The sequence below is a fragment of the Psychrosphaera sp. F3M07 genome (genome assembly GCF_018860345.1).
Taxonomy (GTDB): Bacteria; Pseudomonadota; Gammaproteobacteria; order Enterobacterales; family Alteromonadaceae; genus Psychrosphaera; species Psychrosphaera aquimarina.
In genome coordinates this window covers 136,671-155,984 of sequence record NZ_JAHKPJ010000004.1, presented here as the reverse complement: position 1 = coordinate 155,984, position 19,314 = coordinate 136,671, and the positions used below count along the sequence as shown (strand labels likewise).

Below are 19,314 nucleotides of genomic sequence, written 5' to 3'. Positions count from 1 at the left end.
TTAGAACTTGAAGGTCTTAACCGGCTCATTGATTAATAATCTGCCACTGAGGCCCGTAATAACGTTCAGTTATTTGATCTAAAACGCCATTGTTTATTATGATTTGTACTGCTTGATTTAGTGCCGGTATCTTGTCTTTGTGATTTGATTTTTTTGACATTTGTAACCATTGTTCTTTATAACCTAAATTGAATTTCTTATTAAAGTCGACCTTATCTAAACCATTGACTTTGTTTAATAGGTAATGAAGAACAAATGTGGAGGCGGCCATCGCATCCACTCGATCATGCATCAGCATTTTTATAACTTGTTCATATTGGTTAACTTGCATTACGGTGAGGTTAGAGTCGTTGTCAAAACGTTCACTCAAATGAACGCCTCGTCTAATCGCAATGGATATATCAGCCAAGTCTTCGTAGGAGTTTAATTCAATATTTTTTTTAGCGACGACGGCAACCGACACTGTCCTGAGTTTTGCTACGTATTCAACTAAATGAGAACGAACTTGTGACTTAAAAACTATTCCACCATCATGTTTACCCATTTCTAATCCCTGCCAAATTCTTGGGTAAGGCATCAAAATTGGGGTAATGCAAAGGTTAGAATACTTAGCAATTTGGTGGATGATATCAACATGCTCCCCCACCACTTTTCCTTCTTCATTTAAATAACCTAAGGGTTCGCTGTGGATCACATGAAAATTTAGACATTCATCTTGAGCTATGACTTTACTTGACGTGAGAAACAGAATTACCGCAACTAGATAGAACCGTTTCACCACATTAGCCGCCTAAAGTTTGTCAGAGAGTAATTTTTACTAAAAATTTGTTCATTTGAGTATATGCATGGAGACAAGAAAAACAAACTGGTGGGTAAATAATAGAACAATCGCGAAATTTACATCTATTTCATATCTATATTTGTGCGCTAAATAACGACTTAAGATTATCTTATTATATATAAAAGCAACTTAACTATAAATGAGAACGATTACTATTTGCATTGTATTAAAGGAGTGCTTAGAATATTAGGCCTAATAATGACCAAATACAATTAACTCGGTAAGCTGATGAAATTTCAAAAAAATATAATAAGTGCAGCAATTATTCTGGCAACAATGACGTTAACTGCTTGTGACAGCTCAGATGATGACAAAAACGTTGCACCTACTGACATTACTTTAAGTAGCAATAGTGTTCTAGAAAACACATCTAATACCGTTATAGGCACATTAAGCGCCACAGATGAAAATTCAACAGACACCTTCACTTTCACTGTAAGCGATGAACGATTTACGGTTGTTGGTAATGAATTGACGTTAGCCGAAAATACAGTATTTGATTATGAAACTGAACAGTCCATTGATATTGAAGTCGTAGTTACAGACAGTGGTGCCTTGTCATTTACTAAAACACTAACCATTGAAATTACAGATGCGTTAGATACTTATGCTTTTGACAGTAAATTTATCACTGACGATTCTAGTGTTTCTTATACCGGCCAAATTGCGCGTCATGCTTTAATTGCAGAATTAGCACACTATATTGGCAACGACTTAAAAAGTGAGTTAGATGATGGCACGTTAATGTCTCGTGATGCGGTCATTGCAAAGTTAAATAAATACTATCGTACTTCTGACTTACAATACGATAACTTCCCAATAACCTTTATGTCAGCTAAGCAAACATATATTACTGACATTTCAAGTTCGCCTAAAAACCTTAGCGGTAAAATGGCAGGTAACGATACCGGCGGACAACATAAAGATTGGAATGATGGAGAATTTGCAGGTTGGGGAACAAAAGGTTCAACAACGCCTGAAGGCCTAATTGATATCTTATTTGGCCAGTTAGCCGACAATGCAGAACAACACTTAAATGGTGTAGTACGTCAATCAGTCACAGGTGATGACATTACTAAGGTCTATTTAAATAGTGACGGCACAGATCTTAAACAACTAATTCAAAAGTTATTATTAGTGGGTATCACTTACTCACAAGCAACCGATGATTATTTAGGTCATGAAACTGAAGGCAAGGGATTAACTACTGACAACATTGGCCAAGATGGCGGCAGCAAACCCTATTCAACATTGGAACATCAATTTGACGAAGGCTTTGGATATTTTGGTGCGACCCCGGATTACTTAGCTTATTCAGATACTGAAATTGCAGGCAAGGTAACATCTGATGATAACGGTCGTAGTGATTGGAACGGCAAACATGATAGTAATAACGATGGTGAAATCGATTTAACCTCTGAAGTGATTTTTGGCATAGCCGCCAATGCAGCAAAACGTGACTTAGGTACAGCATCAAATACCTCACCAACTGATTACACAGCTCAGATCATGAACGCCTTTATCTCAGGTAGAAAAATCATCAATGACAATGTTGGTTCTGCGTTAAGTACTCAACAATTAGAAGACTTAAAAGCACAAAGAGATATCATTGCCGACGGTTGGGAGCGCGCGTTAGCTACAACAGTTGTTCATTACATTAATGAAGTTCACAGTGATTTAAGCAAGTTTGGAACTGATGACTTTAACTTTGAAGATACTGCAAAACATTATTCTGAATTAAAAGGTTTTGCTTTAGGTTTACAATTTAACCCTTACTCTAAAGTTACCGATGAACAATTCCAGCAGTTCCATACGTTAGTGGCTGATAAACCTGTACTTGATTCTGAAGACAATGTAACGGCTTACCAAGTTAACTTATTAGCTGCCCGTGACATTATTGAAACGGCACTTTCACTGGATAATGAAAACGTTCAAAACTGGTAGACCACCCGTTTATTATCACATTTTATAAAACTTAAGCTTGGACTAGAAATAGCCCAAGCTTTCTTCGTATATAAAGGCTTAAATTTCGTGTTGTATATTAAAAATAAGTTGTTTGTGTTTGCTTTGCTGTTTTTGTTTTTATTAAGCGCTTGTAACCAAGAAACGAGCAGTTCTGCTGGTGAAGGTTATAACCCGGATAAAGATACGAATACTCAGTTTAATCAGCTTGCATTGATAACGAACTTAACAGATAACGTTATCTCTCCCGCTTACCAAACCTTTCTTACTCAAGCAGAACGTCAAACACAATTAGTGCAGGATTACTGCCAAGCCGAGAAAAATATATTAGACCAAACGGGTGAACAACAAGCTGTTTTAACGGCTATCGACGCTGCTCAAGTTCAATGGCGCAATACCATGGCGGCATGGCAACAAGCTGAATTAATGTTATTAGGCCCATTGTTGGAACAAGACGGGTTATTACGTAACAACATTTATTCATGGCCAATTCAAAATTCATGCGCTGTGGATTATGACGTATTATATTTTCAAACCGGCGAGGTTAACGGTAAACCTTATGACATAACCCAACGTACACCTTCTAGAAAAGGCTTAGGTGCATTGGATTATTTGTTATTTAACCAAGATTTAAATCATAGCTGCGACGCTTCTTTTGCTCCTACAGGGTGGAGTAATCTGACCGATCAAAACAAACGAGTCGCACGTTGTAATTTTGCAACTGAAGTCGCATCTGATATTCAAAACAATGCAGAAATGTTAGTTCAACAGTGGTTAGCATTAGATGGTTATGCCAATAAACTGAAACAAGCAGGAACAACCGGCAATGAATTTAATACAGAACACGATGCGGTAAATCGTATTAGCGACGCCTTGTTCTACCTAGACTCTTCAACCAAAGACGGTAAATTAGCCACGCCTTTAGGCATATTTGCCAACGAATGTGGTTCAACCGCCTGCCCGCAAACCGTTGAATCTAAATACAGCCAGAACTCGTTAGCTAACATACTCAATAACTTAATTGGCTTTGAAAAATTACTAACCGGTAACGGTGGTTTAGGATTTACAGACTATTTATTAGATGTTGGTGATGACTCCACTGCCACAGAAATGGCTAATAACGTGACTAATACTATTAACGCCATCAATCAAGTTGATTCCAGTCTGGCAAATGAGTTAACCAATAACCCGGAGCAAATAGAGCAGATCCATAACAATGTTAAAAACATTACGGACCAATTGAAGACCGACTTTATAACTAGCTTAGCTCTCGAGTTACCAGCCACCTCTGCTGGAGATAATGATTAATGAATACAAACAACAATAAATTACAAATAACGCTTGCACTCGTTACTGCACTGTTTGTCGTTAGCACTTTTGCTCAAGACAATAAAGAAAGTGAGCCCAAAGAAAACGTTAAAAAGACCACAACAGAATTAGTTGAAAGACTGCAAATAATTGGGCACAGCGACAAACTTAGAAAAGAGGCTGGCTCTGCTACCTTAATCAGTGAAGTTGAACTAGAAAAGTTTAAATTTGATGATATAAATCGAATTTTATATAACGTACCTGGTGTTAATATTCGTGAAGAAGATGGTTATGGCTTAAGACCTAACATTGGTTTTAGGGGAGCAACACCTGAACGAAGTAAAAAAATCACCGTAATGGAAGATGGTATTTTAATTGGCCCAGCACCTTATTCAGCACCCGCGGCGTATTACTTCCCTATGATGTCTAAGATGACAGCATTAGAAGTATTTAAAGGACCTGCGGCCATTAAATATGGACCTAATACAGTTGCCGGTGCACTTAATATGACGACTCGACAAGTCCCTGATAGTGCTGAAGGTATGATTGACTTAGCTTCTGGCAGTGATGGTTTGTTTAAAAGTAAAATGTTTTTTGGCGATACTATCAACAACTTTGGCTATTTGATGGAAGGCATTCATTTACAAGCCGATGGTTTTAAAGAACTTGATAACGGGGCAAATACAGGTTTCAACAAAAACGACCTGATGACTAAGTTTCAATATAATCTCAGTCGTAATGGCCTGACACAACTGGTCGAATTAAAACTGTCATTGGCGACAGAAAAGTCCGATGAAACCTATTTAGGATTAAGTGATTTGGACTTCTCAGAAAACCCAAATAGGCGTTACCTAGCCAGTCAAAATGACTTAATGGATTGGGATCATAAACAGGTTCAACTCACTCATTTTATCGCTGCAGAGCGTTTTGATATCACCACTCGTGTTTACCGCAATGAATTCACCCGCTCTTGGAATAAAATTAATGGTTTTAAAGGTGGCTTATTTAACCGAGATTTACAGGAAATATTAAAAAATCCAGAAGATGAAGTGAACGCACTATTCTATGAGGTGCTTACCGGTGAACGCGATACCATTCAAGAATACGAAAAAATCGTATTGGGTGATAACTACCGTGAATATTATTCACAAGGGATCCAGAGTGAATTACAAGCGTCTTATTCTGTATTAGGTTTGGAGCACAAATTTAATGTCGGCGTAAGAATCCATCAAGATCAGATTAATCGAAAACACACTGAAGACACCTTTTTAATGCGTGACGCTCAATTAGTTTCCGACGGTTCAAGCACAGTTTCAACCACCACTAACCTTGAAAAAACCGATGCTACAGCGTTATTCTTAAAAGATACGATTAGCCTAAATGACTTAGAGATCACCTTAGGTGTACGTGGCGAATTTTTTGATTCTTTATATCAAAATCAAGCCGTGGATAAAGAAAATGACTGGCTTAAAAAAGAGACCAGTTTGTGGCTGCCAAGCATTAGTGGCTTTTATACGTTCAATGATAATGCCGGTTTATTATTTGGCATCCATGAAGGTTTTGTGCCCACCAGCCCACAAGAAAGCCCACTGATTGAAATTGAAAACAGTATAAATTACGAATTTGGTGGTCGTTTCAACAATGGCAATACTAAAGCTGAACTTATCGTTTTCTATAATGATATTAAAAATCTAAAAGAAGGCTGTTCGTTTTCAGCAGCAGCGAGTTGCGGAGATAGTTTAGATGAAGAGTTTAATGGCGGTGAAGTTGATGTTTACGGCGTAGAGTTTTCTGCAAGTCGAAACTACAGACTCGCCAACGGCTGGAATGCCCCGATTTCATTTGTGTACACCTACACAACATCAGAATTTAAAAACGACTTTCATTCTGATTTTCCAATGTGGGGAACAATAGAACAAGGCGATCACTTACCCTATTTACCGCAGAATCAAGTGACGGTTAATGTCGGGTTATTAAGTAACAACTGGGAAATGGGTGTAATTGCACGTTATATTGATGAAATGCAAGAAGCGTCGGGGGATAATGTTTTATTGTCTGATGTGGTTATTGAATCTTATACTGTGTTCGATTTCTCTGCAACTTATGACTTGGATACATACGGGTTAGTTTATTTCAAAGTTGATAACTTATTAGACAATCAAGTTATCGTCAGTCGTCGACCATATGGCGCTAGACCAACTAAACCTCAACAGTTCCAATTGGGTTATCAGTATCGCTTTTAATTCCGTATTAGAGATGCAGTTTTAGTTAGAAATGCAATGCAAATTTCGGTTTGCATTGCTTTATTTTAGGTGGTGTAAAACGTGTTTATATTGGATTTTTTATCTGCCAACATTCAGGAGCTTTTTAGCTTCTTTGATGATGCCAATAAAAGAGTCTTTTGGATATATTTAGTATCTGCGTTTATATTAGCTTCGGTCGTTTACTATCAAAAAAAACCTACACAGAAACCAAGTAATTTTTTTAAATTTGTTTTTCCTAAAAACATTTATCTCGCTAAATCCGCTCAGCATGACTACCTGTTATTAATCTTAAATAAACTAATCAAAGCGGCTTTATTTCCTTTAGTGATCTTTACCATGGCTCCTATAGCCATTTCGTTATCCTCTTTATTAGAAACCATTTTTGGCCAACGTGAATTCATTGACGTATCACCTTTCACTATAATGCTGTTCTTTACGGTTGTACTGTTTCTGTTTGACGATTTCACCCGATTTTTATTACATTACTTACTGCATAGAGTGTCTTTTTTATGGGAGTTCCATAAGGTACATCATTCGGCTACCGTATTAACGCCATTTACTATCTATCGCTCACATCCTGTTGAAAATTACCTTTATGCTTGCAGGATGGCCATTACTCAAGGAGCTGCGGTTGGCATAGCTTATTATTTATTTGGCCCTACGTTAAAAATGATAGATATTTTAGGCGCTAATTTGTTTGTTTTTGTTTTTAACCTACTCGGCTCAAATCTACGCCATAGTCACATATGGCTAAGTTGGGGAGATCGCGTTGAGAAATGGTTCATCAGTCCGGCCCAACATCAAGTTCATCACAGCAACCTACCTAGGCATCACCATAGTAACTTTGGCTCAGCATTGGCTATTTGGGATAGATGGTTTAACACCCACACGAAAGCGTCAGAAGTGGAAAACATCACCTTTGGTTTACCAGATAAAACAATAGACCACTCATCAGTATTAAAAATGTATTACCAGCCATTTAGAAATATTGGAGCCAGAATAGCGAATATAAGACAGCAAAAAGAACACGAATGAGTGTTTAATTGGTATTTGTACAAAAGTATGTTTGCTTGAGAGAACGAGTTAAATGGACTTTGGCGTCCCCACCAGGACTCGAACCTGGAGCAGCGACTTAGGAGGTCGCAGTTTTATCCTGTTAAACTATAGGGACACACGGTAATTATACCTAATTAATACTTCGAGTGAAGTTTAATGTGTCCCTTTTAACTTACTGTTTTTATAAGTCTATTTTAGTAAAGAGACTTGTTCTTGTTCAAAAACAGACTCAATTGGAGCGTGTTGATTTGGATCATCCTGCTCGGTTAGATAAGTCATTAAACAACTACTTCGCTTTGTAATTGCTTTGGCCAACGATTTACCGTCTTCGGATTTAATCAATACCGTATCACCGGTATTAAAGTCACCATTGACACTAAGTAACTGATCGCTGGTGATGTCTTCTATACCATCTAACACCGTTTGCTCACCTGATTTATCTACAACAAACTCACCTTGCGAACGAGTTGTATGTCTTAACCAGTGTGTTCTATCACTCATTGGAGTTTGTGATGGCGCAAATATTGTACCTGGGTTTTCATCTCTTAATAACGAGTGAAATACATCTGGTTTTTCACCATTGATGATATAAGTCGTGATCCCGTGAGCTGTGGCTTTTTCCGCAGACTCAACTTTAGTCGCCATTCCACCGGTACCAACATCGTTAGTAGCGGACATATCAATACCTTTAAGACTTGCAGTAATAGATTCAACGATAGGTATTAACTTAGCGTTTTTATCTATTCTTGGGTTGCCTGTGTATAAACCATCAACGTCCGTACATAACACTAAACCGTCTGCGTTTACGGCAGCAGAAACAATGGCAGCTAAGTTATCATTGTCACCCACTTTTAACTCATCCGTTGTGATGGTGTCGTTTTCATTTACGATTGGTAATATCCCATGACTCAGGGCTTTATCAATTGTAGAGGAAACACTTTGGTAACGCTCAGGGTCTTGTAAATCACCGTGGGTTAATAATATTTGGCATGTTGGGAAATCAAATAATCTATCCCAAGTACTTATCATATCGGATTGACCTGCTGCGGCCATTGCCTTTTTCATCGGAATTGAATTGCAGTTACTTTTTGGAAAATATTGTCTTCCTGCTGCAACTGAACCTGACGAAACTAATACAACTTCAATACCGCGACTTCGGCATTCGATAATAAACTGAGCTATTGGAAATAATTTATGAGGGCTGCAACCTTTTCCGTCTGGTGCAATTAGAGCGCTGCCAACTTTTAAAACGATTCGTTCGAAATTTGAAAATAAAACCATAGATCCAGAAAATAATAATTAAAGATAATGCTTAGTATACTAAGTATTAAAATATATTCAACAGCTCAAAAGGTATATGATAATCCTAACAACCATATTTTCTGTTTATTAATCAGACTAATTAAGGGGTTCAGGCGAAATAGTTTGCAGAAATATAATTATTACACTAATTAGTTTTATTTTATAAAGTAGCCTAATTTAAGGCTACTTTTATTCAAAAGAATGGATAGGAGAGGTTATGGTGGTTAAGGTTTAGTGATGGAGTCAATCTCACCAATTTTTAACATTGGCGCTGCATCTAATTCTTCAGCATTCATCATACTAGCGATACGTTGAACACTTGATAATAAAAGGGTTTGTTCCCAGTTTTCTATATTTTCAAACTTCTCAATAAAGGAGTCTTCCATTGCCTTAGGCGCATCGTTTAACGTTAAATGGCCTTGATCAGTTAAATACAAAGAGACTTTTCGACGGTCAACACTGTCACGTTTTCTGACTAACAATTGCTTGGCTTCTAATCGATCTAAGATGCTGGTCACTGTAGCTTGAGATAAGTTTATTCCGTCCGCGACTTGTTTTGAAGTTAAACCCGGTGCGGCTAACACTTCTTGTAAAACTAATAATTGAGGTCCTGTGATCCCTACCGCTTTACTTAATTTTTTAGAGCGTAAGTCGATTGCTCGGATTATTTGTCGAATAGATACAAACAATTCTTCATATTTTTCCAATATTAAACCACCAGATAAGTGTAAAAACGTGAACTCTACCCCTGTTAACTCTGCAAATCAAACAGGGGATGAAAACTAACCATAGCTTATGAATAACTATGTTTAAAACTAGACCGGTAAATTAATTGGCGTTTTTAGCTTGTTCTTCACAAAGTTGTCTTTGTTTTTCAACTTCAGGACATTGCCATTCATCACCTGGATTTGGCACATGCATCCATTTAGCGATTAACCAAATACTCCAGTAAACCATGAAACCTGCGAGAATAGAGTCACTGAGGAAGTGCCCACCTTGGATGACTCTGATCATACCAACAGCAGCGCCGATGCCGATGCCAATATAGAACCATTTTCTTGAACCTAACAACCAGCCCAAGATCATAAAATAGAACCCCATTGCGGCATGACCACTAACAAAAGAACAGTTGCGTTCACATTGGTCCGAAATTACCCAAGCAGGAGTAAAGGTTTTATCACCACCAAACTCAGTTAAATGACGAGGCCGTGCTCTATCCCAACTATCTTTAAATACATTATGAACAATAATGCCAGGGCCAATTAATAATGAAACCAAAGCGAATAAACATAAGTGTCTACGAATTTTGCAATAGTTTGATTTAAAACCTAGTAGTAAGAAAATTAACATCACTGGAAGTAACAATTTAGGCATATGTTTAAATATGTCGTAAGTAATTTGTACTAACGCAGTTTCTTTTAGGTAAAACCCTTCGGTTTCATCGTAAAATTGTCTAGCCATCCACAAATCAATTTCTGGCACTAAATAAAAAAACAATGAAACGGCTACGAATATAAAAAATGCAACCCAAGTCTTTGTATTACCTTGAGATTCATTATTTGAATTTGTGTTATTTTCAGTCGTCATACTGGAATTCATAAGTAAGCAATCCTTTCTAAATGTTGCCATATTGTATGTTTCTTTACGTAAGCTGCAACTAAAGATTTTAAAGTTATTAAAATATAAGGGAAAACCCTTTACCACTTGATGTAAATATTCTGTATAATCGCCCGTCCATTAATGCTGATTAAATTTTAATCAATCGTTATTACTGAATTTGAGCCACGGGTACATCTATATATGCAATCGCAATTGTCAGCTTTGTCAAAATCAAATAAGCCACCACAAGCTACGGTCGTCTCTGATAAGAAATTATGGGATTACCCTAAGTATTGGGCTGAGTGTTTTGGCCCTGCGCCATTTTTACCAACCACCAGAGAAGAAATGGATCAACTAGGTTGGGACAGTTGTGATGTCATTATTGTCACTGGTGACGCTTATGTCGATCATCCAAGTTTTGGTATGGCCGTTATTGGTCGTATGTTGGAATCTCAAGGATTTAGAGTTGGAATTATTGACCAACCAGATTGGCATTCAAAAAATGATTTTCAAAAACTAGGTAAGCCTAATTTATATTTCGGTGTTGCTGCTGGCAACATGGATTCAATGATCAACCGTTATACGGCCGATAGAAAGTTAAGACACGATGACGCTTATACTCCTGATAATATAGGCGGAAAACGTCCAGATCGTGCCGTAACTGTATATTCACAACGTTGTCGTGAAGCCTATAAAGGCGTGCCAATTATTATTGGTGGTATCGAAGCCAGTTTACGCCGTATCAGCCATTATGATTATTGGTCTGACAAAGTTCGTCGTTCTGTATTAGTTGACTCAAAAGCTGACATGTTAGTGTTTGGTAACGCCGAACGACCGTTAGTCGAAGTTACTCACCGTATTGCTAGAGGCGAAGACATCAAGAACATTAAAGATGTTCGTGGTACGGCTATCATGGTTAAAAATGCACTAGAGGACTGGCAAGGAATAGACTCTACTCACATTGATAAGCCAGGAATTATTGATCCAATAATGAACCCTTATCAAGAATATGATGCCAATACCTGTAGTAATAAAGACCAAGCTATTGAAGACAGTGCTGTTGATGCTAGCGCGAATCAAACGGGTGGCCAAGCCATCGTAGTTCAGCCATATAACCGCGTTAAAGACAAAACTCAATTACGTCGTCCTTGGGACCGCGTATATGTAAAATTACCCGCTTATGAAGTGGTATCAAAAAATCAAACGTTATATGCACATACCAACCGCATATTGCACCAAGAGACCAATCCTGGCTGTGCTAAAGCATTAATGCAACGTCACGGTGATAGAAGTATTTGGATAAACCCTCCTGCGTTTCCATTAGAAACTGAAGAGATGGATTTTGTGTTTGGCATGCCTTACGCTCGCGTTCCTCATCCTAAATATGATGGTAAAAAGATCCCAGCATACGACATGATAAAAACATCAGTTAATATCATGCGTGGTTGTTACGGTGGTTGTACTTTCTGTTCTATTACTGAACATGAAGGTCGAATCATTCAGAGTCGTTCTGAAGATTCAATCATAAATGAAATTGAACAAATTCGTGATGTAGTACCTGGGTTTACAGGGGTTATTTCAGACTTAGGTGGCCCAACGGCAAACATGTATATGTTACGTTGTCAGTCGGCTAAAGCAGAGGCCACTTGTCGTAGAGCATCATGTGTTTACCCTGATATATGTAAGCATATGGATACTGACCATGAACCAACGATTAAATTGTATCAGCGTGCTCGTGAACTTAAGGGCATAAAGAAAATATTAATCGCCTCTGGTGTGCGCTATGACTTGGCAATTCAAGATCCACGTTACGTTAAAGAGTTAGTAACACACCATGTTGGCGGTTATTTAAAAATAGCGCCAGAACATACCGAAGAAGGTCCATTATCTAAGATGATGAAACCAGGTATGGGTAGCTATCACAAATTTAAAGAGTTGTTTGAGAAGTACTCTAAAGAAGCCGGTAAAGAACAGTATCTTATTCCTTACTTTATCGCGGCTCATCCTGGGACAACAACCAAAGACATGATCAACTTAGCCTTGTGGTTAAAAGAGAATAAATTCCGTCTTGATCAAGTGCAAAACTTTTATCCGTCACCAATGGCAACAGCAACCACTATGTATCACACAGAAATTGATACATTACATAAAGTGAAGAAGACCAACTCAACCGTTGCGATCCCTCGTGGTGAAAAAGAGCGCCGTTTACATAAGGCTATCTTGCGTTATCACGACTCTAAAAACTGGAAAATGATCCGCCATGCGTTAAAAGAGATGGGACTCGCCAAACTAATTGGTCATGGCGTTAGTCATTTAGTTCCACCTGCATCGGAGAACGAAGAACGTTTGGGTAACCGACGTAATGGCCCTCAAGGTAAAGGACAAAGAGCATTATCTCGTCATACGGGTTTAGGTCAATTTAAACCGGGTGTTAAATCCGACAAAAAACCTAAGAGCAATACAACGAGTAATAACTCATCAAACAAAAATTCAACGGGTGCCGGCGTTAAAAAAACGGGCAACAAACCAGGTAACAGAAGCCGCATAAGGTAATAAATAAATGTCAGACGTAAAAACAGAATTCTTTGCAGAAGTTCAAGCAACACAAATGCTTTGGGCATTACAAGATAAAGAAAACGAAGGTTGGGTTGTCGTTGACTCAGCCAACTTTGAAGATGCTGAAACTATGCCGTTATGGTCTACAGAAAGCTTAGCTTTAAAAAGCTGCACAGACGACTGGGCAGATTATAAACCAACTCAAATTTCTGTAGCCGATTGGTTAGAGTTTTGGTTTGAAGACTTATCTGAAGACAATGTGATCATTGGTTTAGATTGGCAAGACGAACAAGAATGTGCTGAGTTAGAACTTGGTGATTTCACAAAACAAATTGCTGATATTGAGAAATTAAAATAACTCAATGTGTCGAACAAAAAAAAAGCGCTAGATGTTAATCTCAGCGCTTTTTTTATATTGGTGGCCTATTAATAATAGTCCACTTTTTTGATGGTTCTTGAACGGGTATTTATTCGATACAGTTCATAAACCAATTTCATATCCAATTCTAGTTCAGTAGCGTAAGTATCACCGACCGGGTATACCTTAACAATTCTGGCTCCACGAATTACACCTGATACTTTTGAACGCAGCTTATCATCTGACGATACTAAGTTTTTCATTTCTGTTTGACCTTGGATCTGCTGGCCGTAAACTTGCTCAGTTAATTCTCGATAAGCATCAAGCTTTGATGCACGCATCGCCATAATACTCTTTATTTCAGCACTGTCTCCCGGCTGAGCATTGATTGGGGCATAACCTATTGCACGGATAATAGGGTAGTTTTTAGGTTCTTCATATTCCCATACAACGTGTTTATCCAATAAGGTACCGCAGCCTGAAATAACCAATGTAAATAATATGGCAATACTTGGTACTAATCTTGATGATATATTTTTCATATAATCCATTAACACAATTCTCTAGTTATCGCTGATGAGTCATTATCAATACTCTATTCAATAATTGAGCCAATCATTTAAGTCACGCTAGCTTCAAGCTAACCTTATATATTATATAGGATTTTTCCTACTCAATCTTTGGCGTAGATTTTGCTGTTGTAGTACCCAAAGCGTTTATCGTTTGCCTGTGACAATTTTTTGTCGTGTTCGTTAATGGCAAGCAACTTTAATTACCGATAATTAGTGAATGAGAATATGTTTATTAACGCCAAAATTACCAAAGTATGTGTCACATTGTTATTAATGTTGAGTGTCACCGCAGTTCATGCTGAGTGGTACGAGGCAACAGGACAATCCAAAATACGCCACGGTGATTATAAAAGTGCTAAAAATAGAGCCTTACAGGATGCAATAAAACAAGCCATGTTATTTTCTGGTGCCAGTGTTTCAAGTGTACAGAAAATATCACAAGGTCTATTAGTTGATGATCACACGCAAATTCAAGCACTAGGTATTGTTAATCAAATTGAAATTGTTGAAGAAAGGCAAAGCGGTAATTCCTTTTCTATTACTGTGCGTGCTGATATTTTTGCCGAAGATGCACAATGTTATTCATCAGAATTTAGTAAAAAGATAGCTATCACACAATTTCCAATTCAACATTGGGAAGACGCTAAAATTGGCGGCTTGTATAAGTTAGAGAAAGAGATCCCTAGAAAAATACTACAGTTACTCAAAACCGGTGCAAACGGCGTCTATCCTGTCGCTTGGTTAGATAAAAAGTTAAATGTGAATATCGACTTTGAACAACAAGGCCGTGTTCGTCACGAATTAATTGATGCCGTAGCTAACAATGCCAATACCCAGTTTGTTATGTTCGGCCGCATCACAGATTTATCATTTGGGTCTAAAACAAACGATTTTAAATTTTGGCAAGATGACCAGTTTGAGCGTTTTTTCGCGTTAGAAATATTAGTGGCTAATGCCCTAACCCATGAAGTGTTATACCAAAACAAATTCCACACTTTCGCTGACTGGTCCACACCACAAAACCAACAAGTAAATATAACAAGTAGAAAGTTTTGGGATGATGATTACGGTATCGCAATTGAAAGTTTATTAGCCGATGTACGCAATGACTTATTTTCAACACTGAGTTGCCAACAATTACAAAGTAAAATTATGGCCGTTAAAGATGGGGAGCAAATTCAACTTAATATTGGTCGTGGTCAAGGCGTTAATATTGGTCAAGAATATCGAGTTTCTTATCGAGCGGATGTCATTGATGATAGAGGCAATCTGTTAACTAATTTTGTTATCAGCCCTTACCGAGTAAGAATCACCCAAGTGTATGAAAATACAGCAATTGCAGAATCATTAGACTCTGACTTTATGAATAATGTGCAAGTTAATGATGTTATTGAGTTAAAAGATTGGAACAATGCTTGGTAATTACAACATATCTTTCAATTATAGGGATTTCCTACTTGTATGATCACTGAGGTGATCTGTATATTGTTAGCCATTAAATTGAACCATTAAATTTATGAGGCTGATATGTCTATTGCAGCACTAGCAGGAATAAGTGGAATTGACACCACACAAGGACTGACAAATTGTATGGACGATGAAGATCTTTATACATCGGTCGTCGGAATGTTTGTAGATCAATTGTTTGATAATGTTACTCAGCTAAACCTAGCTTATGAAGCTCAAGATTGGGATAACATAGGAAAGATAGCGCATTCGATTAAAGGTGCAGCTGCCAGTGTTGGCGCTTTCGAGATCCAACAAAGCTCAGCGACCATTGAACACGCTAGTAAACAAAACGACATCGATGTTATCACGGATAATTTTGCATCGTTTATTACATTAATTAGTACTACCTCGGTAGCATTGAAACAAAACTTATAATACGGGTTTTGTTTCTAACAATGCTTCCGAGTCATCAATTAATGGTTCTGTTTGCTCCTCAGCTAAGGCAACTAAGTCAAACTGCTCAGGTGTTTCGCTAATCAAAACCTTATCGCCATTTTTCAACATCTGATACACCATTTCGATATCCGGATTACGTAATCTAACACACCCGTGTGTCGTTCGACTCCCAATGGAGTTGGGGTTTGAGGTTCCATGTAAAAACAATGAATCTCCAAAATGCATCGCATAGTTACCCATTACTCCGCGCCAACAGCGCTCGCCTTTGGCTAATTTACTTTTGAATTCTCCCGCCATTTTCGGCGGAATGCACCAGTTAATACCGTCAGGATCAAACAGTTTAAACTCTATTTCAAATTCGCCCTCAGGTGTGTAATAACACTTACCTCCCTTCGACTTTGGTAAACAACGATCGTAACCAAGTGCAACGGGAGTGCGCATTAACTTTTCTTTTTTACCATCAACAACTTCATAAACCGATAACTCAAAACGTCTTTTGTCGATAATTGCGAAACGTTTGCTGCTTTTATTGCGTTCATATCGACGAGGCTGTGTCCTATCTTGCAGTTTTACCGGCTTCTTGATCCACAATGGATGCTCTAAAGCCTCCCATCCTTCTACAGGGAAATGACCTGTTACTTTGATAAGGTACGCATCTTCATATGAGGTAGTAAACACAGTGTCTTTTGACCATAACATGGTATCAGCCGCTTTGTTGTCTAAAGACACAGGTACGTTGGCTGGTTGTGTCAACTCTACATAGTTTGCGTTTACCTCTAATGACGTATTTAACGGCGCAGCGGTTATTACCTGTGGTTTATTAATATAAACGTGGGCATCTTCTAATAATTTATAAGCTTTGGCATTACTGCCTACTTTTTTCAGCGCCTTATAGACAACGGTTTTCGCTGATTTATGTTGATATGGGGTTCTTAACTTTAATTGCTCAGATTTTTGAACATACAGTTCCGTTTCTAAAGGCTGCCAAACGCCTTCAGGAAAATGACCAGAGATAGTAACCCATAACTCTGATTCTGATGATGAAGTAAATAAGGTTTTATCAGGCCAAGTATCAATTAAAGACCCGTTTGGTGCATCTAAGACGTCAACCTGACCTAAAGTTAAATATGTTTTTGCAGCCCAACTCATTGAGCTCAGCAGGAGCATAGCTAAATACATTAACGAAACGACAACCTTCACTTCTTATTCCTTTATCATATGCAAAACGTTATTTATTTAATTTAAGGTGTTTAATCTAATCGCAGACTAACTGCATTATATTATAAATTTATCCTAGGACTATTTTTAAAACAAACTTTTGTCAAAAAATAAACACATATCAACAAATTACAAATTGCTAACCGATTCATTCTAGGTCAGGATAAGTCATCCTAACTCGAGAATAATAATATGAAAATAACTCACTTTTTTAAAATCGCGCTTATCTTTTGTTGCTTTTTAATTTCAAATAACAGCCACGCTGAAGATTCAAAATATTATGTAGGAGAGATTTCAGCACCGGACATATTGTCGTCATTTCCAACGTTTGCGTCACACATTGACGATGTGAGTTACAACGACGCGCAACTCAATAAATTAGCTAACTTAACAGGAGATATACAGATCAAGGTGTTTTTTGGTCAATGGTGTCATGACAGTGCCCGAGAAGTACCTCGTATCATCACTATGTTAAATCAAGTTAATAACGCCAATATTAATGCTTGGTTTTATGGATTAGACACGTCTAAATCCGATCCACTGATGTTAGCGCAAAAACACGACATCAAAAAAACACCTACTATTATCGTTTACCAAAATGGAGTGGAGCTAGGACGTATATTAGAATTTCCTGAATTAGATTGGCCCACTGATATTTCCCGTTTATTTGAGGGCTAAATATATTAATCTGTATTATGTTACTCCCATAAAAAAACGCCTTCTTAATTGAAGGCGTTTTTGTTTAAAACAAAGGTATTGTTAAACGTTATTCTTCTTCTGGTTGCTCAGAGTTTGCCACCGGTTTCATATGTGGGAATAAAATAACATCTTTGATGGTTGGCGAGTCAGTAAATAACATTACTAAACGGTCGATACCGATCCCTTCACCAGCCGTTGGCGGTAAACCAAATTCTAAGGCTTGAATGTAATCTTCATCAAAGTGCATTGCCTCGTCGTCACCGGCATCTTTCTCTTCAACTTGTTTAGAAAAACGCTCAGCTTGATCGGCAGCATCATTTAACTCAGAGAAACCATTAGCAAGCTCACGTCCACCAACAAAGAACTCAAATCGGTCTGTCACAAACGAATTTTCATCGTTACGACGTGCCAATGGAGAAACTTCCCACGGATAAGCTGTAATGAAGGTAGGTTGGTCTAATAACTCTTCTGCTGTTGCTTCAAAGATTTCACATAGGTACTTACCTGCACCCCAAATCCCATCCACTTCTGGTTCTTTAATATGTAATGCTTTAGCAATTACTTTTAACGTAGCTAAGTTATTTTCAGGATCTTGAATCGCTGTTTTCCATTCTTCATTAGCCGAAGCTTCTGGGTAATATTTTAATACCGCATCAGACATAGTTAAACGAGCAAATGGCTGACCAAAGTCATATTCTTTGGTTTCTACAACATTGCCATCTGTATCTTTAACTGTATTTTTAACAATTGCAGAACCTAGAATATCATTGGCTAAGGTACGTAACATCTCTTCAGTGATGTCCATTAAATCTTTGTAATCAGCGTAGGCTTGGTAAAACTCAATCATAGTAAATTCTGGATTATGACGAGTTGATAAACCTTCGTTACGGAAGTTACGGTTGATTTCGAATACTCGCTCAAAACCACCAACCACTAAACGTTTTAAATAAAGCTCAGGCGCTATACGTAAATACATATCACGGCTCATGGCATTGTGATGTGTTACAAATGGTTTTGCAGATGCACCACCAGGGATAACTTGTAACATTGGCGTTTCAACTTCCATATAATTACGGTCAGTTAAGAAACGACGAATACCATCGACAATTTTAGAACGGATAAAAAACGTATTACGCGTATCTTGGTTAGTGATCAAATCTACATAACGTTGGCGATACTTAGCTTCTTGGTCAGTTAAACCATGGAATTTTTCTGGTAGTGGACGTAATGATTTAGTTAATAGTTCGTATTCAACCATATCAACATACAAGTCACCTTTGCCGGACTTATTAAGTGGGCCAGTTACACCAATAATGTCACCAATATCCAATACACCGTATTTCTCTTTAAGAACTTTTTGTGCGTCTTTAGATGCATAAGCTTGAATGCGACCAGACATATCTTGTAATAACAAGAATGGACCACGTTTAGCCATAATACGACCAGCAACAGAAACGACTTGATTCATTTCAACTAGCTCTTCTTTCGACTTTTCGCCAAACTCTTGTTGTAAGTCTTCAGCATAATGTTCACGACGAAATGTATTCGGGTGACCATTGGCACTACAATTAGCACGAATTGCGTCTAATTTTGCACGACGCTCAGCTATCAATTTATTTTCGTCTTGAATTTGGTCAGTCATATTTTTCTCTAATTACTGTTAATCTATTTTAT

16 protein-coding genes and 1 tRNA gene are annotated in these 19,314 nt (G+C 37.8%); 9 read left to right on the top strand and 8 right to left on the bottom strand.

Annotated features, from left to right (window positions below):
- Window positions 1-25: 25 nt before the first annotated feature.
- Window positions 26-781: a transporter substrate-binding domain-containing protein gene (locus tag KO505_RS02195; RefSeq protein WP_216053804.1), complete on the bottom strand. Its 756-nt coding sequence runs from the start codon at window positions 779-781 to the stop codon at window positions 26-28.
- Window positions 782-1,069: 288 nt separating this feature from the next.
- On the opposite strand from KO505_RS02195, the gene KO505_RS02190 reads away from it, so the two are divergent.
- The 4 genes from KO505_RS02190 (at window position 1,070) to KO505_RS02175 (ending at window position 7,410) form a co-directional block, all read left to right on the top strand.
- Window positions 1,070-2,785 (top strand): DUF4856 domain-containing protein, encoded by a 1,716-nt coding sequence (locus KO505_RS02190; RefSeq protein ID WP_216053803.1) that lies wholly within the window; start codon window positions 1,070-1,072, stop codon window positions 2,783-2,785.
- Window positions 2,786-2,872: 87 nt separating this feature from the next.
- On the top strand, window positions 2,873-4,111 hold the full coding sequence (locus tag KO505_RS02185; RefSeq protein ID WP_216053802.1) for an imelysin family protein: 1,239 nt from the start codon (window positions 2,873-2,875) through the stop codon (window positions 4,109-4,111).
- The gene (locus tag KO505_RS02180; RefSeq protein ID WP_216053801.1) at window positions 4,111-6,354 is read left to right on the top strand and encodes a TonB-dependent receptor domain-containing protein; all 2,244 of its coding nucleotides are present in this window, start codon (window positions 4,111-4,113) and stop codon (window positions 6,352-6,354) included. The genes KO505_RS02185 and KO505_RS02180 overlap by 1 nt, the downstream gene beginning before the upstream one ends.
- 81 nt (window positions 6,355-6,435) lie before the next feature.
- Window positions 6,436-7,410 carry a sterol desaturase family protein gene (locus KO505_RS02175; RefSeq protein WP_371819937.1) on the top strand — a complete coding sequence of 325 codons (975 nt, stop codon included), beginning with the start codon at window positions 6,436-6,438 and terminating at the stop codon, window positions 7,408-7,410.
- 60 nt (window positions 7,411-7,470) lie between these two features.
- Here the strand turns inward: KO505_RS02175 and KO505_RS02170 are convergent.
- The 4 genes from KO505_RS02170 to KO505_RS02155 form a co-directional block, all read right to left on the bottom strand.
- Window positions 7,471-7,546: transfer RNA gene (locus KO505_RS02170), tRNA-Arg, on the bottom strand.
- A gap of 74 nt (window positions 7,547-7,620) precedes the next feature.
- Window positions 7,621-8,712: a glutamate 5-kinase gene (gene proB, locus KO505_RS02165; RefSeq protein ID WP_216053800.1), complete on the bottom strand. Its 1,092-nt coding sequence runs from the start codon at window positions 8,710-8,712 to the stop codon at window positions 7,621-7,623.
- Between the two features lie 245 nt (window positions 8,713-8,957).
- Complete coding sequence (locus KO505_RS02160; protein WP_216053799.1) at window positions 8,958-9,440, bottom strand: MarR family winged helix-turn-helix transcriptional regulator; 483 nt, start codon at window positions 9,438-9,440, stop codon at window positions 8,958-8,960.
- Window positions 9,441-9,561: 121 nt separating this feature from the next.
- On the bottom strand, window positions 9,562-10,332 hold the full coding sequence (locus KO505_RS02155) for a phosphatase PAP2 family protein (protein WP_216053798.1): 771 nt from the start codon (window positions 10,330-10,332) through the stop codon (window positions 9,562-9,564).
- 201 nt (window positions 10,333-10,533) lie between these two features.
- On the opposite strand from KO505_RS02155, the gene KO505_RS02150 reads away from it, so the two are divergent.
- Both KO505_RS02150 and KO505_RS02145 read left to right on the top strand, forming a co-directional pair.
- Entirely contained in the window at window positions 10,534-12,885 is a 2,352-nt protein-coding gene (locus KO505_RS02150) for a YgiQ family radical SAM protein (protein WP_216053797.1), read from the top strand.
- A gap of 7 nt (window positions 12,886-12,892) precedes the next feature.
- Window positions 12,893-13,246, top strand: coding sequence for a DUF2750 domain-containing protein (locus KO505_RS02145; RefSeq protein ID WP_216053796.1), 354 nt, complete (start codon window positions 12,893-12,895; stop codon window positions 13,244-13,246).
- A gap of 68 nt (window positions 13,247-13,314) precedes the next feature.
- Here the strand turns inward: KO505_RS02145 and KO505_RS02140 are convergent, their stop codons facing one another.
- Window positions 13,315-13,788 carry an LPP20 family lipoprotein gene (locus KO505_RS02140; RefSeq protein WP_252731592.1) on the bottom strand — a complete coding sequence of 158 codons (474 nt, stop codon included), beginning with the start codon at window positions 13,786-13,788 and terminating at the stop codon, window positions 13,315-13,317.
- A 255-nt stretch (window positions 13,789-14,043) separates the two neighbouring features.
- Between KO505_RS02140 and KO505_RS02135 the strand changes: the two genes are divergently transcribed.
- Both KO505_RS02135 and KO505_RS02130 read left to right on the top strand, forming a co-directional pair.
- Window positions 14,044-15,240, top strand: coding sequence for a flagellar assembly protein T N-terminal domain-containing protein (locus KO505_RS02135; protein ID WP_216053794.1), 1,197 nt, complete (start codon window positions 14,044-14,046; stop codon window positions 15,238-15,240).
- A gap of 105 nt (window positions 15,241-15,345) precedes the next feature.
- Complete coding sequence (locus tag KO505_RS02130) at window positions 15,346-15,702, top strand: Hpt domain-containing protein (RefSeq protein WP_216053793.1); 357 nt, start codon at window positions 15,346-15,348, stop codon at window positions 15,700-15,702.
- On the opposite strand, the gene KO505_RS17535 is transcribed toward KO505_RS02130, so the two are convergent.
- On the bottom strand, window positions 15,697-16,923 hold the full coding sequence (locus KO505_RS17535; RefSeq protein WP_216053792.1) for a L,D-transpeptidase: 1,227 nt from the start codon (window positions 16,921-16,923) through the stop codon (window positions 15,697-15,699). The genes KO505_RS02130 and KO505_RS17535 overlap by 6 nt on opposite strands.
- A gap of 210 nt (window positions 16,924-17,133) precedes the next feature.
- On the opposite strand from KO505_RS17535, the gene KO505_RS02120 reads away from it, so the two are divergent.
- Entirely contained in the window at window positions 17,134-17,619 is a 486-nt protein-coding gene (locus KO505_RS02120; RefSeq protein WP_216053791.1) for a thioredoxin family protein, read from the top strand.
- A gap of 88 nt (window positions 17,620-17,707) precedes the next feature.
- Here KO505_RS02120 and lysS read toward each other — a convergent pair whose 3' ends face one another.
- A complete protein-coding gene (gene lysS / locus KO505_RS02115) occupies window positions 17,708-19,282 on the bottom strand; it encodes a lysine--tRNA ligase (RefSeq protein ID WP_216053790.1) in 1,575 nt (524 codons plus the stop codon).
- Between the last annotated feature and the right edge of the window lie 32 nt (window positions 19,283-19,314).

Coding starts and splice junctions, on each gene's coding strand:
- KO505_RS02150 (WP_216053797.1), top strand. CDS start 10,534: ATGCAATCGCAATTGTCAGCTTTGTCAAAATCAAATAAGCCACCACAA.
- KO505_RS02135 (WP_216053794.1), top strand. CDS start 14,044: ATGTTTATTAACGCCAAAATTACCAAAGTATGTGTCACATTGTTATTA.
- KO505_RS02180 (WP_216053801.1), top strand. CDS start 4,111: ATGAATACAAACAACAATAAATTACAAATAACGCTTGCACTCGTTACT.
- proB (WP_216053800.1), bottom strand. CDS start 8,712: ATGGTTTTATTTTCAAATTTCGAACGAATCGTTTTAAAAGTTGGCAGC.
- KO505_RS02190 (WP_216053803.1), top strand. CDS start 1,070: ATGAAATTTCAAAAAAATATAATAAGTGCAGCAATTATTCTGGCAACA.
- KO505_RS02130 (WP_216053793.1), top strand. CDS start 15,346: ATGTCTATTGCAGCACTAGCAGGAATAAGTGGAATTGACACCACACAA.
- KO505_RS02140 (WP_252731592.1), bottom strand. CDS start 13,788: ATGAAAAATATATCATCAAGATTAGTACCAAGTATTGCCATATTATTT.
- KO505_RS02155 (WP_216053798.1), bottom strand. CDS start 10,332: ATGAATTCCAGTATGACGACTGAAAATAACACAAATTCAAATAATGAA.
- KO505_RS02120 (WP_216053791.1), top strand. CDS start 17,134: ATGAAAATAACTCACTTTTTTAAAATCGCGCTTATCTTTTGTTGCTTT.
- lysS (WP_216053790.1), bottom strand. CDS start 19,282: ATGACTGACCAAATTCAAGACGAAAATAAATTGATAGCTGAGCGTCGT.
- KO505_RS02145 (WP_216053796.1), top strand. CDS start 12,893: ATGTCAGACGTAAAAACAGAATTCTTTGCAGAAGTTCAAGCAACACAA.